Here is a 14481-nt window from a genome sequence, read left to right on the forward strand (position 1 = left end):
GACCGCGGCTACCGTGTCCGGCGCGTGATGACGTCACGCGCCGGAGGCGTGTCCGAACCGCCCTACGATTCCTTCAATCTCGGTGATCACGTCGGTGACGACCCGGCGCACGTGGAGGCCAATCGGCGTCGTCTCGCCGAGAAGATCGGTCTGTCTCCCGAGCGTCTCGTGTGGATGGACCAGATACACGGTCGATCCGTCGCGACGGTGGACGGACCGGTCGCCGGACCGGTCGAGGCCACCGACGCCCTCGTCACCACCCAGCGCGACCTCGCGCTCGTCGTCCTGGCCGCCGACTGCGTGCCGCTCCTGTTGTCCGACGATGCCGCGGGCGTCGTCGCCGCCGTTCACGCCGGCCGCGTCGGTGCTCGGATCGGCATCGTCCCGCGCGTTCTCGACGCCATGGTGGCCGCGGGCGCCGCCGTCTCCCGGATCGAGGCGTTCCTCGGCCCGGCGGCCGGGGGAGACGACTACGAGGTGCCGCGCACCATGCAGATCGACGTCGAGACCCACCTGCCGGGCAGTGCGACGCGTACTCGCAAGGGCACACCCGGTCTCGACATCCGGGCGGGCCTGCGTCGCCAGTTGCTCGAGGCCGGCGTCGCCGGAGTGGCCGCCGATCCGCGCGAGACCATCACGGACCGTTCGCTATTCAGCCACCGCCGGGGGTCGCCCACGGGGCGGCACGCCGGTGTCGTGTGGATGGACACGACCTCGTGACCGCGCCGGACGATCGGCGGACGTATCTCGCGGACCATCTCGCCGAGGTCCGAGATCGGCTGTCGCGCGCCTGTGCGGCCGCGGATCGCGCACCCGAATCTGTGACCCTGCTTCCCGTCACCAAGTTCTTCCCGGCCTCCGACGTCGCACTGCTGCGCGAGCTCGGGTGCACCGAGTTCGGTGAGTCGCGCGAGCAGGACGCGTCTCCCAAGGTCGCCGAGATCGGCACCGACGGTGTGCGCTGGCACATGATCGGCCGCCTGCAGCGCAACAAGGCGAAAGCTGTTGCCGCCTGGGCACATGCGATCCACTCGGTGGACACCGACCGTCTGGTCACCGCGCTCGGCAAGGCGGTCGCGGGCGCGGTGGACAACGGTGACAGGACTGCGCATCTGGACGTCTACGTGCAGGTGAGTCTGGACGGTGACACGCATCGCGGAGGCGTGGACCGCGAAGACCTGGAGGCACTCACCGCGCAGGTGTCCGAGACCTCGGGTCTGCGACTCGCCGGGCTCATGGCGGTGCCCCCGTTGGGTGCGGACGCCGAGGCGTCGTTCGAGGATCTGCAGCGTCTTCACACGCAGGTCCTCGCCTCGCATCCGGGCGCGACCGGACTCTCGGCCGGGATGACGGGCGACCTGGAAGAGGCTGTCCGACACGGGTCCACGTGTGTGCGTGTCGGAACCGCAATCCTCGGTCCACGGCCGATAACCTCGCCTTGACGACATGAACACCATCGTCACCACGGACTTACTCCAGTCACACGAGTACCAGCCACACCGCCACGCCAGGAAGGTCGACCGATGAGCACGTTGCACAAGTTCAAGGCTTACTTCGGCATGGTCCCACTCGACGATTTCGAGGACGACTACCTCGACGACACGGATGCGCCCGTCGCATCCCGGTCGTCGCGTGGCGGATACGGAAAATCGATGGACGACCATGATTACGCCGATCGCGACTACGCCGAGCCGGCGTTCGTCGGTGGTCGCCGGGACGAGGACGACGACTACGAGCGTCCCGAGCCCCGGCACAGCGCTCGGGTGGCGCCGCTGTCGTCGCGCTCCGGTGGAGGATCCCGCTCCGGCGGCGCGATGCGCACCTCCACCCGCGGCGCCCTCGCGATGGACACTCGCATGGACCCGCACTCGGAGCTGCGTCGCAGCGAGCCCCGTCACGCCGAACCGCGCGTGTCCGACCGCCGCCAGGCCGCACTCGACGACGGGGGCCCCATGTCGACCATCACCACGCTGCGTCCGCGTGACTACAGCGAGGCGCGCACGATCGGCGAGCGCTTCCGTGACGGCACGCCCGTCATCATGGATCTGGTCGAGATGAGCAACGCCGACGCCAAGCGCCTCGTCGACTTCGCCGCGGGCCTCGCGTTCGCGTTGCGTGGTTCGTTCGACAAGGTCGCCACGAAGGTGTTCCTGCTCTCACCGGCCGACGTCGACGTCTCCGCCGAAGAGCGTCGCCGGATCGCCGAGACGGGCTTCTACAACCAGCAGTGACGTCTCACACGGCGCGGTGGGCCGGTCTCGCGGTGCGAGATGGCCTCCCCGTGTCGCGAGATGGCATTGTGGTGTCGTGCGTGATCAGAAAGTTGTGTCGGTGTCGGTCTCTCCTGCGTCTCGCAGGACGGTGAGCTGAGTGTTCGCGGTCCTGTACTTCATCCTCTTCGTCTTCTGGCTGTTGCTCATCGGCCGGATCATCGTCGAGTTCATCCGTTCGTTCGCACGTGACTGGCGTCCGACGGGTGTGGTCGTGGTCGTACTCGAAGCGATCTTCACGGTCACCGATCCGCCGGTCAAACTGCTGCGGCGCATCATCCCGCCACTGAATCTGGGCGGTGTCCGGCTCGACCTGTCCATCATGGTGCTGCTCTTCATCGTCTTCATCCTGATGCGCGTGGTGCAGGGCGTCGGCTGACGGTGAGTTCTGTCGACGGCGACAGTGTCCCGTGTGACAGAATGTTGCTCGAAGGTGCACGATGAGTGACCATCGCTCTTTGTGCGATATAACTGAATGTCCTGGTTGCCCCCACTACGGCAGCCGGGTGCCACTGCCACTGTTGATCGAACGAATGCTCGCGTACATCGCTTGTCGATGCTCCACCGCTCTCGAGACGCGTGAAGGGACCCTTCCATGCCGCTGACTCCCGCCGATGTGCACAACGTCGCGTTCAGCAAGCCGCCCATCGGTAAGCGCGGATACAACGAGGACGAGGTCGATGCATTTCTCGATCTCGTCGAACAGGAGCTGTCGCGCCTGATCGAGGAGAATGCCGACCTGCGTCAGCGGGTCGGAGAGCTCGATCAGGATCTCGCCGAGGCCAAGAGCTCGGCAGCGTCGCGTCAGAGCACCCCTGCCCCCGCGCCTGCTCCCACCCCCGCACCGGCACCGCGTCCGGAGCCCGCCAAGCCGGCACCGGTCGTCCAGGCCGCTCCGGCACCGGCTCCTGCCCCCGCCGCGGCGTCGTCCGCCGGCGATTCGAACATGCAGGCTGCGAAGATCCTGGGTCTCGCCCAGGAGATGGCCGATCGCCTCACCGGTGACGCGAAGACCGAGTCCGAGCAGCTGCTCGGGAGCGCTCGCGCCAACTCGGACCGTCTGGTCAGCGAGGCGCAGAGCCGCGCCGAGTCCCTCGTCTCCGAGGCTCGCCAGAAGGCCGACGCGCTGCTGTCCGACGCACAGACGCGCTCGGAGACACAGCTGCGCCAGGCCAAGGAGAAGGCCGACGCGCTCGAGAGCGATGCCGAGCGCAAGCACACCGAGATCATGGCGACCATCAACCAGCAGCGTTCGGTCCTCGAGGAGCGCATCGAGCGCCTCAAGACGTTCGAGCGCGAGTACCGGGTCCGCCTCAAGTCCTACCTCGAGTCGCAGCTGCAGGAACTCGACCAGCGTTCGTCCGCACTGCCGGTCGACAGTGGTCAGGATCCGTTCAGCAAGGACAACGGCCAGTCGTCGAACTTCGGACAGTCGTACGCCAAGGGCAACAACTGATCCGTCCTCGTCGAGGCTGTTCCGGGGGGAACCAGCGGGGGGATCGAGGGTGAACGGATGAGTGCGTGCTTGTTCTGACGCTGGTTCTGGCGGGCGTCGGGTTCGCGTTACTCGTCGTCTCGCTCGTCACGGGATCCGTGGTGTGGGCCTGGGCCTGCATCGCGGTGTGTCTCGTGGGTGCGGTCCTCTTGCTCGCCGGTGCCCTCGTGGGCCGGCGGCGGTAGACTTCCTCACGTCGAAGTACAAGTAGTTCAGCGACGATCCGGCCATCACCGGGGAGCTGTCCGGAAGAACGGTCTTGGCCCGCACGGGTCGGTGCTCAGTAGAACCGGACGGGTCGAGCCCGTCACAGCTCGATCGGAGAGTGGGTCGCCTCGGCGGCCAAGCGGGGTGGTACCGCGGCTTCCGGCGCAGAGTGCCGGTCGTCGTCCCCGTGCCGCATCGAACGGGCACAGGAGCACCGCAGCCATGACCACCACCGACGACACCTCGACACCCGACGCCGGGTACCCCCGCGTCCGCTACGCCTCGGAGTCCGGCAGTCCCGATTTCCCGGCTCTCGAGCAGCAGGTCCTCGCGCACTGGGACGCGGACGGCACATTCCGAGCCAGCGTCGACGCGCGTACCGACGCGGATGAGTTCGTCTTCTACGACGGGCCGCCCTTCGCCAACGGCCTCCCGCACTACGGCCATCTCCTCACCGGCTACGTGAAGGACCTGATCCCGCGTTTCCAGACCATGCGCGGGCGCAAGGTGGAGCGACGGTTCGGCTGGGACTGTCACGGTCTCCCCGCCGAGCTCGAGGCGGAGAAGCAGCTCGGCATCACCGACAAGAGCCAGATCGACACGATGGGTCTGGCGGAGTTCAACGCGTACTGCAAGCAGTCCGTTCTGCGGTACACCGGCGAGTGGCGCGACTATGTCACGCGCCAGGCGCGGTGGGTCGACTTCGACAACGACTACAAGACGCTCGACCTGGACTTCATGGAGTCGGTCATGTGGGCGTTCAAGGAACTGCACGACAAGGGCCTGGTGTACCAGGGCTTCCGTGTGCTGCCCTACAGCTGGTACGAGCAGACGCCGCTGTCGAACCAGGAGACCAGGCTCGACGACGCCTACAAGATGCGTCAGGACCCAGCGGTCACGGTGCGGATGACGTTGAGCGCGCCCGGCTCCCCGCTCGACGGTGCGGACGCACTGATCTGGACCACCACCCCGTGGACCGTGCCGTCCAACCTGGCGATGGCCGTACGCCCCGACATCGACTACGTGCAGATCGAGGACGGCGCGGGCGGCCGTGTCGTGCTCGCCCGAGATCGGGTGTCGCACTACGCCCGTGAGTTCGGCGACGAGCCCGTGGTGGTGTCCGAACACACCGGTGCCGATCTGATCGGTCTCGCCTACGCGCCGCCGTTCGATTTCTTCCTCGGTCACGAGAACAGTCACCGTGTGCTGTCGGCCGACTACGTGACCACCGACTCCGGTACCGGAATCGTCCACCTCGCACCGGCTTTCGGTGAGGAGGACATGGACGTAGCGACGGCCAACGGTATCGAGGTGGTGCAGCCGCTCGACGCCGGCGGCAAGTTCACCGCGATGGTGCCGCCGTACGAGGGTCTGATGATCTTCGATGCCAACCCGGTGATCATCAAGGACCTCAAGGCGTCGGGAAAGCTGGTGCGGCACGAGACCATCGAGCACTCGTACCCGCACAGCTGGCGTTCGGGTCAGCCGCTGATCTACATGGCGGTGCCGTCGTGGTTCGTCTCCGTCACCAGTTTCCGCGACCGGATGGTCGAGCTGAACCAGGACATCACGTGGGTGCCCGAGCACATCCGCGACGGCCAGTTCGGCAAGTGGCTCGAAGGCGCGCGTGACTGGAACATCAGCCGGAACCGGTACTGGGGCAGCCCCATCCCGGTGTGGGTGTCGGACGACCCCGCGTACCCGCGCACCGACGTGTACGGCAGTCTCGACCAGATCGAGGCGGACTTCGGCGTCCGTCCGAACGACCTGCACCGGCCGTTCATCGACGAGCTGACCCGTCCCAACCCGGACGACCCCACGGGCCGGTCCGTCATGCGTCGAGTCCCCGAGGTACTGGACTGCTGGTTCGAGTCGGGCTCGATGCCGTTCGCCCAGGTGCACTACCCGTTCGAGAACGCCGAGTGGTTCTCCACGCACAACCCGGGCGACTTCATCGTCGAGTACAACGGTCAGACGCGTGGGTGGTTCTACACCCTCCACGTCCTGGCGACGGCGCTGTTCGACCGGCCCGCCTTCCGGACGGTCGCGGCACACGGCATCGTGCTGGGCGAGGACGGGCTCAAGATGAGCAAGTCCAAGGGCAACTACCCGGACGTCAACGAGGTGTTCGACCGCGACGGCTCCGATGCCATGCGGTGGTTCCTCATGTCGTCCCCGATCCTGCGGGGCGGCAACCTGATCGTCACCGAGCAGGGCATCCGCGAGGGTGTGCGGCAGGCACTGCTGCCGATGTGGAACGCGTGGAGTTTCCTGCAGCTGTACGCGTCGAAGCCGGGGACGTGGCGGACCGATTCCACCAACGTGCTCGATCGCTACATCCTGGCCAAGTTGGCCGAGACCACGCGCGTCATCACCGAGGCGTTGGAGGCGGTCGACATCGCGGGGGCGTGCGACGAGTTGCGTCAGTTCTGCGACGCGCTGACCAACTGGTATGTGCGGCGTTCGCGTCAGCGCTTCTGGAACGAGGACGCCGACGCGATCGACACTCTGCACACGGTGCTCGAGGTGCTCACCCGCGTCGCGGCCCCGATGCTCCCGCTCGTCAGCGAGGTCGTCTGGCGGGGACTCACCGGTGGGCGCTCCGTGCATCTCGCGGACTGGCCGGTGGTCGGTACCGAGTTGCCGGCCGATCCCGAGCTGGTCGCGGCGATGGACGAGGTCCGCACCGTCTGCGGCGCGGCACTGTCGCTGCGCAAGGCGAAGAACCTGCGCGTCCGCCTGCCGCTGCAGGAGCTCACCGTCGCCGCCGACGACGCCGAGCGGCTGCGCCCGTTCGCGGACCTCATCGCCGACGAGGTGAACGTCAAGCGTGTCGACCTCACCGAGAACGTCGACGTGCACGGCCGTTTCGAGCTCGTCGTCAACGCCCGCGTGGCCGGTCCGCGTCTGGGCAAGCAGGTGCAGGCGGTCATCAAGGCGGTCAAGGCAGGGGAGTGGAGCGAGACCGACGGCGTCGTCACGGCGGCAGGTCTCGAGCTGCTGCCCGAGGAGTTCACCCGGCGCCTGGTCGCGGCGGAACCGGAGTCGACGGCGGCGCTCCCGGGCAATGCCGGGCTGGTCGTGCTCGACTCGGAGGTCACCGAGGAGCTCGAGGCCGAGGGGTGGGCCAAGGATCGCATCCGCGAGTTCCAGGACGCCCGACGCTCCGCGGGTCTGGACGTGTCCGACCGCATCGCGGTGACGGTCGACGTTCCCGCCGAGCGCCGGTCCTGGTTCGACACGCACCGCGATCTCATCGCCGGCGAGATCCTGGCCACCGATCTGCAGGTCGGCGATCCGGGTTCGGCAGCAGTCGATCTCGGCGACGGAGTGCGGGCATCGCTGGTGAAGGCCTGACGGTGTGAGCGGCGGGTCGGCCGAGCGCAGCAGACGCTGGGTGTTGCATCTCGACATGGACGCGTTCTTCGCGTCGGTCGAGCAGCTCACCCGGCCGACGCTGCGGGGCCGACCCGTGCTCGTCGGCGGTGGCGGTGGTCGAGGCGTCGTGGCGGGATGCAGCTACGAGGCACGCGTGTTCGGTGCCCGGTCGGCGATGCCGATGCACCAGGCTCGACGACTCGTCGGATCCGGTGCGGTGGTGGTGCCGCCCCGCGGCAAGGTCTACTCGGCTCTCTCCACCGTCGTCTTCGACACCGTGCGGCGCGTCGTGCCGGTGATCGAACAGCTCTCGCTCGACGAGGCGTTCGGTGAGCCCGCGGAGTTGGCGGGAGCGACCGTCGCCGAGGTGGAGGAGTTCTGCGCCGCGCTGCGTGCGTCAGTCCTGGACGCGTCCGGGCTCGTCGCCTCCATCGGAGCAGGAGCGGGCAAGCAGATCGCGAAGATCGGCTCGGGTCTCGCGAAGCCGGACGGCATCCGGGTGGTCTCTCCGGCGGACCAGGCCGCCCTCCTCGAGACTCTGCCGGTGCGGAAGTTGTGGGGCATCGGGCCGGTGGCCGAGGACAAGCTCCGCCGACTGGGAGTGCACACGGTCGGTGCGTTCGCCGCGATGCCGGAGGCGGAGGCCGCGTCCGTACTCGGTTCCGCCGTCGGCCCCAGCCTGCACCGTCTCGCACGTGGTCTCGACGATCGACCCGTGGCGGAACGCGCCGAGTCCAAACAGGTCAGTGCCGAGACCACCTTCGCCACCGACATCGTCGACATGGCCGGGTTGCGATCCGCCATCGTCGCCAGCGCGGAGGCCGCCCACACCCGATTGACGAAGGACGGGCGGGCGGCCCGCACCGTCGTCCTCAAGCTCCGCAAGTCCGACATGAGCATCGTGACCCGTTCGGCCACACTGCCGTACGCGACGGTCGATCTGGCGACGATCGTGGCCACCGCGCAGCGGCAGGCTCTCGATCCGCGCGAGCTCGGCAGTATCCGACTCGTGGGCGTGGGCCTCGCCGGGCTGTCGACGGTCCGGCAGGAGTCGCTGTTCCCCGAACTCGACCAGGAGGGCCTCGACGTCGACTCCTCGGTCACCGCGGCCGAGCCCGCGCCGGTCGTCACGAGCGACGTCCTGCTCTGGCGGCCGGGGCTCGACGTCCGACACGACGAGTACGGCCACGGGTGGGTGCAGGGCGCAGGGCACGACGTGGTGACCGTGCGGTTCGAGACGCGGAGCACGGGCCCCGGGGTGGCGCGGACCTTCTCCGGAGACGACGAGCACCTCGCGGTGGCGGATCCGATGGACAGTCTGGCCTGAGGCTCACCGATCGAGTCCTGTGACCCATCCGCGGGGCGCGCACCGCCGAATACGCGTGACTGCGGCGTCTGTCGCCGCACCCGTACGACGAGGAGTGCCCGTGCCCGGCACCGAGTTCACGCTGCGAGCCTCGCTCCCATGGTGAGCGATCAGCGGCACCCGCTAGCGGGTCTGCGCGGAGCCGAGTGGGTCGCCGTCTGTGCAGATCTCCTGCACGCGGACGGAGCGACCGCGGTACTCACCTCCGCGCACGCCCCGGACAGCAGGCGCGTGCTGTACCCGACCGCCCACGATGCCGTGCAGCTGGCGGATCTGCAGTACCTCCTGGGCGAGGGACCGCACGCGGAGACGATGGCGGACGGTCGGATGCACAGTGTGTCGGTCGACTCGGCGGCGGATCGCGTGCGATGGCCCCTGCTGGTCGACTGTCTCATCGAGTCGGGGGTGCGATGGGTCCGGACCGTCGCGGTCGGAGCGAGTAGCCGGGTCGGCACCCTGCAGTGCCACGGACGCGGTCCCCTCGGCACACCCGACGAGAGGACCGTCGCGGCGGTGGGCAGACTCGCCGATGTGCTGGGCGACGAACTGGTCACCTCCGGCCTGGCAGGCGTACCGGCGGATCCGGGCGGTGAGTGCGACCTGATCGACGAGGCCATCGGTGTCCTGGCCGGTCGTCACCGGATCGACGCGCCCGCGGCGTCGGCCGTGCTGCGGGCGGCGGCGTTCGCGGCGGATCGCACGGTGGCCCTCCAGGCCCGAGCCGTTCTCGGCGTCTGAGCGGTGTGTCGGCAGCATCTGTCGACGCCCGGGACGACACGAGGAGGTTTCGGCGTCCGAACTGCTCGTCGTGACGGTCTTCCGGCGCTCGTTCCTTCCGTGTCTTCGGCGTTTCCGGTGACATGCGGGAAATGCGTTCGTGCAATTGTGATGTGTGCGAACAAGTACTGTCACCCGACATTTCCGTCCGTTACTGTGACCGAGTCCACTGACCTTCGGGGAAAGGCTCGTCATGAATGTCAGACTTCTCGCTCGGGTGTGTGCAGCGGCGTCTGTCGCCGCTGCGGCCCTGGTCGTTCCCAGCGCTGTGGCCACCGCGGCGCCGTGTACGGACGTCGACGTCTCGTTCGCACGCGGGACCGGTGAACTGCCCGGACTCGGCATCACCGGTGGACCTTTCACCAGCAGTGTCACCTCCACGCTCGCCGGACGGTCCGTCAGCACCTACGCCGTGAACTACGCTGCCGACTTCTCGCAGGCCAGCGCCGGGCCCGGCTCGCGTGACCTGGTCGCGCACATCACCTCCGTCGCAGCAGCATGTCCTGCAACGCAATTCATCATCGGTGGGTACTCACAGGGTGCCACTGTGGTCACCAATGCCGTGGGTCTGCGCACCCCGAGCAGTCTCACCGGTTCCGTGCTGCCCGCCGGCGTCGCCGACAGGGTCAAGGCCGTCGTCGTGTTCGGCAACCCGTTCGGTCTGACCGGGAGGACCATCGAGTCGGCGAGCGGAACCTACGGCCCGCGCGCCCGCAGTTTCTGCAACTTCGGAGACCCGGTGTGCCAGATCGGCGGATTCAATTCCTTTGCGCATCTCACCTACGCGAGCAATGGCAGCGCGGGTCAGGGTGCAACATTCGCAGCCTCCCGAATCAGCTGAATCGCTCATTGTTCGACTGATCGGAGCTCGGTGGACTGAATGTGCGCGGTGCATGCAGGTTCGGCGTCGAACCCGGCATCCTCCACCAGGCCAGGGTTTCGCCCCGTGCGCAGCGCGCGGTGTTCTGCTCAGGATGCAGAGTGCGCGCTACCCCGTGCGGTGCGCGCGGCGGCCACCGCGCCGGCCGACGCCGCCCACCCTGTGACCCCTCTCGAGAGCGCGACGAGCTTTACCGTTTCCTCAGAACTGGTCGGTAAGGTCTGGCCCGACGCTCGATACCGAGTCAACTCACGAGATGTAAGGACGTACACGTGAAGCTTCCCCGTACCGGACGCGCACTGGTGGCAGGCATGGCAGTCGCCGCCGCCCTGACGATGACGGCGTGCAGCAGCGGCGAGGACGGCGGCACCACCGACGCCACCACGTCGGCAGCCACCACCTCCAGCGCAGTTGCCGAGGCACCGTCCGATCTCCCCCCGGTTCCCACCGCCGAGGAGCTGAACACGCGCCTGCAGGAGAGCCTCGATCCCAACGTGCCGCTCGAGCAGAAGGTCCAGTACGTGCAGGGCGCGGAAGCCGATCCGGAGCTCATCAACAAGGTCGCCGAGGCCGCTCGCGTGAACAACGCGAAGATTCAGGTCCTCGACGTGACCGATCTGGGCGACGGCACGCTCAGCTCCAACGCCACCATCGATCTCGGTGGCCAGGTCAACCCGCTCCAGGTCGCCTACGTGGCCGAGGACGGGGAGTGGAAGCTGTCGAAGGACAACGCTTGCGCGATCGTGTCGCTGGCGCAGCTGACCTCGCCTGCCTGCACCGCCTGACACCGCAGTACCGACCACACGACGCCGGCATCACCTTCGGGTGGTGCCGGCGTCGTCGTGTCTCAGCGCAGCCGGTCGGCGGCGGTGCGCGCGAGCGTCCGCACCAGGTCGGGGTCGACGGGCTCGGTCCCGGTGGCCACCAGTTGGCTCAGGGTGGATCCGGAGACGGTGAGGATCGCGTCCGTCGTCAGGGACACGCCGTCGCTGCTCACCGCGAGTCGCACCGCCACGGAGGCGTCGCCGATCGGGGCGACGTCGGTGAGCAGGGTCGAGGCGCCGACGCGGTAGTCCACCCGCACACCGTCGGCGTCCGTGCCGCTGAAGGTCGCGCATCGTGTGAGCGAGTCCTGCACGGCCGCGAACGCGGTGAGGGCGCCGGGACCGTCGTAGCTCGCGGCGTCCTGGTCGATCGACGAGAAGTCGGGTCCGCCGTAGGAGACGGATGCGGCGCTGATGACGCCGGGCACCTGGGTGGCGATGGGCGCCAGCACCGCGGCGCACTCGGCGGGGTCGGTGCTCGACCGGTCCTCGGCCGTCGCGCCCGGAGCGCTGGGGTCGAGCGGAGGCAGGTCGTAGCCGGTGTAGCCGGGTGGGAGGTCGGCGATGCTCAGGAGCCGACCGGCGAGCAGAGCGTTGTCGGTGATCGGGCCGGTGCCGGTGGCCGACGGCGGAGGGACCGGAGTGAAGGCGGGGAGCCCGACGGTGGGCGCCTCGGGCGTGGCCTCGCTCGGCGTGTCGCCGACGTCCCGACCGGTGCCGCATCCGACGAGCACCACCGCGAGCGCTGCCGTGACCGCGCCCAGTCGTCTCAACTCCACGTCACCGTGTTGCTGGTGGTCTGCTTCAGCGTCGTCTGGCTGTTGGCGTCCCGGTAGACCTGGTCGCCGCCGACGGCGACCGTGCCGCCCAGGGGAAGCGGCTTGGACGGATCGATCCGCAACTGCCCCTGGCCGGTCATCACGAACGACTCGATGTTCAGGGTGCCCTGCTCGTCGGGCAGCTGCCAGATCGGTTCCTCCGGCGACTGGGTCACGGCGACGTCGACCGTCGCGACGCCGTCGTCGAACGAGGTGAGTGTCGCCGTCGTCGTCTGCAGCAGCGAGATCCCGCTGACGACCTCCTGGGTGACGGTCCATCTCGCGCCGACGCCGATGGGCTCTGCCGGGAACGGGACGGCGCGGTACACCGCCTGGGACAGCGCCTGCTCGACGGCTGATCGAGCGATGTCCCGGGCGTCCGGCGACGGATCGATGGTGAGTGCGGTGACGGCACCCGACGGCGTGGTCGCGAAGCCTGCGGACGATCCCGCGGTGGGCCCGAGGCTCGCCTGCAGGGTGGCGTCCGACGTGGTGGCCGCACCGAGTGTCATGTCGACCTGGAGTCCGTCGGACCCGGCCGCCGAGCGTGAGGTCGCCGTCATCGGCAGCGTCAGCGGCGGGGTCGAGAAGTCCTGCGCCTCGGCAGCGTCGATCTGCTGGCTGATGGTCGACTCGGCCACGAGGGTCGCGGTCTGCTCTGCTTCCGACGGGGTCGCGGTGACGACGGTCCGCGGCTCGGCTCCGGCATCGACCAGCGTGGTGGTGACGGCGGAGACCGGGAGGGTGACCGCGGACGTGCTGGGGGTCAGCTCCTCGGTCGCGGGTACGTCGGTGTCGGTCCCGCACGCCCCGAGCGAGAGGACGACGGTGACCGCTGCCGCGGCGACGAGGGTGGTGGAGCGTCGGCGGGGTCGTGTCGAGAGCAGTGTCACGCGCCCGAGGTTAGCGTCGGATCCTGAGCGGCCGGTGAGCGGTGAGGGCAGGTAGTGGACAATGGTGGGGTGACCGACGTGGAGAATCCGGACCGACCCCTGGCCCGACGTACCCGACGGCTGTTCGCTGTCGCGGCGGTCGTGCTCGCCCTGGACCTGCTCACGAAGATCGTCGCGGTCGCCGTCATCGAGCCCGGTCGACCGATCGAGATCATCGGTGACACCGTCACCCTCCGCATGGTGCGCAACGCGGGCGCGGCGTTCTCGATGGCCACGGGCATGACCTGGCTGTTGACGCTGGTGGCCGTCGCCGTCGTGGTGGGTGTGATCCGCATCGGACGCACTCTTCGCTCCGGCTGGTGGGCCGTGGGCCTCGGCCTGGTGCTGGGCGGCGCGCTCGGCAATCTGATCGACCGATTCTTCCGCTCGCCCGGCCCGCTGCAGGGTCACGTCGTGGACTTCGTGTCCATCGGCTGGTGGCCGGTCTTCAACGTCGCCGATTCCTCCATCGTCTGCGGGGCCGTCCTGCTGGTGATCATCACGCTGTTCGGGATCGAGCCGGACGGGACTCGCCGTGCCGACGACAAGGGTGACGACCCCGCGGTGACCGAGAGCGCAGCGGCGACGGAGTCGGAGAAGAAGGCGTGAGGGAGACACGGTCGATGCCCGTTCCGGACGGGCTCGACGGCATGCGCGTGGATGCGGGACTGGCTCGGCTGCTGGGGTTGTCGCGGACCGTCGTCGCGACCCTCGCCGAGGAGGGCGCCGTCCAGGTCGACGGTTCCACTGTGGCGAAGTCCGACCGTCTCGGCGGCGGCACGTGGCTCGAGGTGGAACTGCCCGAGCCCGCGCGTCCGTTGACCATCGAGGCACAGCCGGTGCCGGGCATGGAGATCCTGTACTCGGACGACCACATCGTCGTCGTGGACAAGCCGGTCGGAGTGGCCGCGCACGCGAGCGTGGGCTGGACGGGACCGACGGTGATCGGTGGTCTCGCGGCCGCTGGATTCCGCATCTCGACGTCCGGGGTCCACGAGCGTCAGGGCATCGTGCACCGTCTCGACGTCGGGACGTCCGGCGTGATGGTGGTGGCGACGTCGGAGCATGCGTACACCGTGCTCAAGCGCGCGTTCAAGGAGCGCACCATCGACAAGCGCTATCACGCTCTGGTGCAGGGACATCCGGACCCGAGCAGCGGAACCGTCGATGCGCCCATCGGACGACACCGCAGCAACGACTGGAAGTTCGCCGTCACGGCCGACGGCAAGCCCAGCATCACCCACTACGACACGGTCGAGGCGTTCCAGGCCGCGAGCCTGCTGGACGTGCACCTCGAGACCGGGCGCACTCACCAGATCCGGGTGCACTTCTCGGCGCTGCGGCATCCGTGCTGCGGTGATCTGACCTACGGTGCCGATCCGCGCCTGGCCGAACGACTCGGCCTCGAACGCCAGTGGCTGCACGCCCGCGCACTCGGGTTCACTCATCCCGGTGACGGCCGCTACGTGGAGTTCTCGAGCCCGTACCCGGCGGATCTGCAGCACGCACTGGACGTGTTGAGAGCGGGCTGAGA

15 protein-coding genes are annotated in these 14481 nt (G+C 68.6%); 13 read left to right on the forward strand and 2 right to left on the reverse strand.

Annotated elements, in window-relative coordinates:
• The first annotated feature begins 27 nt into the window (after window positions 1–27).
• The 11 genes from pgeF (at window position 28) to HQ306_RS08770 (ending at window position 11158) form a co-directional block, all read left to right on the forward strand.
• The gene (gene pgeF / locus HQ306_RS08720; protein ID WP_222631440.1) at window positions 28–720 is read left to right on the forward strand and encodes a peptidoglycan editing factor PgeF; all 693 of its coding nucleotides are present in this window, start codon (window positions 28–30) and stop codon (window positions 718–720) included.
• Window positions 717–1442 (forward strand): YggS family pyridoxal phosphate-dependent enzyme, encoded by a 726-nt coding sequence (locus HQ306_RS08725; protein ID WP_222630592.1) that lies wholly within the window; start codon window positions 717–719, stop codon window positions 1440–1442. Before pgeF ends, HQ306_RS08725 begins: the two co-directional genes overlap by 4 nt.
• Before the next feature lie 81 nt (window positions 1443–1523).
• Window positions 1524–2231, forward strand: a complete 708-nt coding sequence (locus HQ306_RS08730; RefSeq protein ID WP_027505855.1) for a cell division protein SepF — start codon at window positions 1524–1526, stop codon at window positions 2229–2231.
• A 139-nt stretch (window positions 2232–2370) separates the two neighbouring features.
• Window positions 2371–2649, forward strand: a complete 279-nt coding sequence (locus HQ306_RS08735) for a YggT family protein (RefSeq protein ID WP_027505856.1) — start codon at window positions 2371–2373, stop codon at window positions 2647–2649.
• Window positions 2650–2865: 216 nt separating this feature from the next.
• Complete coding sequence (locus tag HQ306_RS08740) at window positions 2866–3726, forward strand: DivIVA domain-containing protein (RefSeq protein WP_027505857.1); 861 nt, start codon at window positions 2866–2868, stop codon at window positions 3724–3726.
• Between the two features lie 65 nt (window positions 3727–3791).
• The gene (locus HQ306_RS08745) at window positions 3792–3950 is read left to right on the forward strand and encodes a hypothetical protein (RefSeq protein ID WP_222630594.1); all 159 of its coding nucleotides are present in this window, start codon (window positions 3792–3794) and stop codon (window positions 3948–3950) included.
• A 244-nt stretch (window positions 3951–4194) separates the two neighbouring features.
• Entirely contained in the window at window positions 4195–7329 is a 3135-nt protein-coding gene (ileS, locus tag HQ306_RS08750; RefSeq protein ID WP_222630603.1) for an isoleucine--tRNA ligase, read from the forward strand.
• Between the two features lie 55 nt (window positions 7330–7384).
• Window positions 7385–8677: a DNA polymerase IV gene (locus tag HQ306_RS08755; protein WP_373428381.1), complete on the forward strand. Its 1293-nt coding sequence runs from the start codon at window positions 7385–7387 to the stop codon at window positions 8675–8677.
• 138 nt (window positions 8678–8815) lie between these two features.
• Entirely contained in the window at window positions 8816–9454 is a 639-nt protein-coding gene (locus HQ306_RS08760; protein WP_056445563.1) for a hypothetical protein, read from the forward strand.
• A gap of 232 nt (window positions 9455–9686) precedes the next feature.
• Window positions 9687–10334: a cutinase family protein gene (locus HQ306_RS08765; RefSeq protein WP_056445560.1), complete on the forward strand. Its 648-nt coding sequence runs from the start codon at window positions 9687–9689 to the stop codon at window positions 10332–10334.
• Window positions 10335–10645: 311 nt separating this feature from the next.
• On the forward strand, window positions 10646–11158 hold the full coding sequence (locus HQ306_RS08770) for a hypothetical protein (RefSeq protein WP_027505863.1): 513 nt from the start codon (window positions 10646–10648) through the stop codon (window positions 11156–11158).
• Window positions 11159–11220: 62 nt separating this feature from the next.
• Here the strand turns inward: HQ306_RS08770 and HQ306_RS08775 are convergent, their stop codons facing one another.
• Both HQ306_RS08775 and HQ306_RS08780 read right to left on the reverse strand, forming a co-directional pair.
• Window positions 11221–11976: a hypothetical protein gene (locus tag HQ306_RS08775; RefSeq protein WP_222630605.1), complete on the reverse strand. Its 756-nt coding sequence runs from the start codon at window positions 11974–11976 to the stop codon at window positions 11221–11223.
• Window positions 11967–12908, reverse strand: coding sequence for a hypothetical protein (locus HQ306_RS08780; protein WP_156380553.1), 942 nt, complete (start codon window positions 12906–12908; stop codon window positions 11967–11969). Before HQ306_RS08780 ends, HQ306_RS08775 begins: the two co-directional genes overlap by 10 nt.
• Window positions 12909–12977: 69 nt before the next feature.
• On the opposite strand from HQ306_RS08780, the gene lspA reads away from it, so the two are divergent.
• Window positions 12978–13556, forward strand: coding sequence for a signal peptidase II (gene lspA / locus HQ306_RS08785; RefSeq protein WP_231476321.1), 579 nt, complete (start codon window positions 12978–12980; stop codon window positions 13554–13556).
• Window positions 13553–14479, forward strand: a complete 927-nt coding sequence (locus tag HQ306_RS08790) for an RluA family pseudouridine synthase (RefSeq protein ID WP_027505865.1) — start codon at window positions 13553–13555, stop codon at window positions 14477–14479. Before lspA ends, HQ306_RS08790 begins: the two co-directional genes overlap by 4 nt.
• Window positions 14480–14481 lie beyond the last annotated feature (2 nt).

It is taken from the genome of Rhodococcus sp. BP-160 (assembly GCF_019836205.1).
In the GTDB taxonomy this organism is placed as follows: domain Bacteria; phylum Actinomycetota; class Actinomycetes; order Mycobacteriales; family Mycobacteriaceae; genus Rhodococcoides.

What these genes read in the sequence shown, in the direction of transcription:
- pgeF (WP_222631440.1), top strand. Translation starts at nt 28, where the DNA reads ATGACGTCACGCGCCGGAGGCGTGTCCGAACCGCCCTACGATTCCTTC.
- HQ306_RS08765 (WP_056445560.1), top strand. Translation starts at nt 9,687, where the DNA reads ATGAATGTCAGACTTCTCGCTCGGGTGTGTGCAGCGGCGTCTGTCGCC.
- HQ306_RS08760 (WP_056445563.1), top strand. Translation starts at nt 8,816, where the DNA reads ATGGTGAGCGATCAGCGGCACCCGCTAGCGGGTCTGCGCGGAGCCGAG.
- HQ306_RS08740 (WP_027505857.1), top strand. Translation starts at nt 2,866, where the DNA reads ATGCCGCTGACTCCCGCCGATGTGCACAACGTCGCGTTCAGCAAGCCG.
- HQ306_RS08730 (WP_027505855.1), top strand. Translation starts at nt 1,524, where the DNA reads ATGAGCACGTTGCACAAGTTCAAGGCTTACTTCGGCATGGTCCCACTC.
- HQ306_RS08755 (WP_373428381.1), top strand. Translation starts at nt 7,385, where the DNA reads ATGGACGCGTTCTTCGCGTCGGTCGAGCAGCTCACCCGGCCGACGCTG.
- ileS (WP_222630603.1), top strand. Translation starts at nt 4,195, where the DNA reads ATGACCACCACCGACGACACCTCGACACCCGACGCCGGGTACCCCCGC.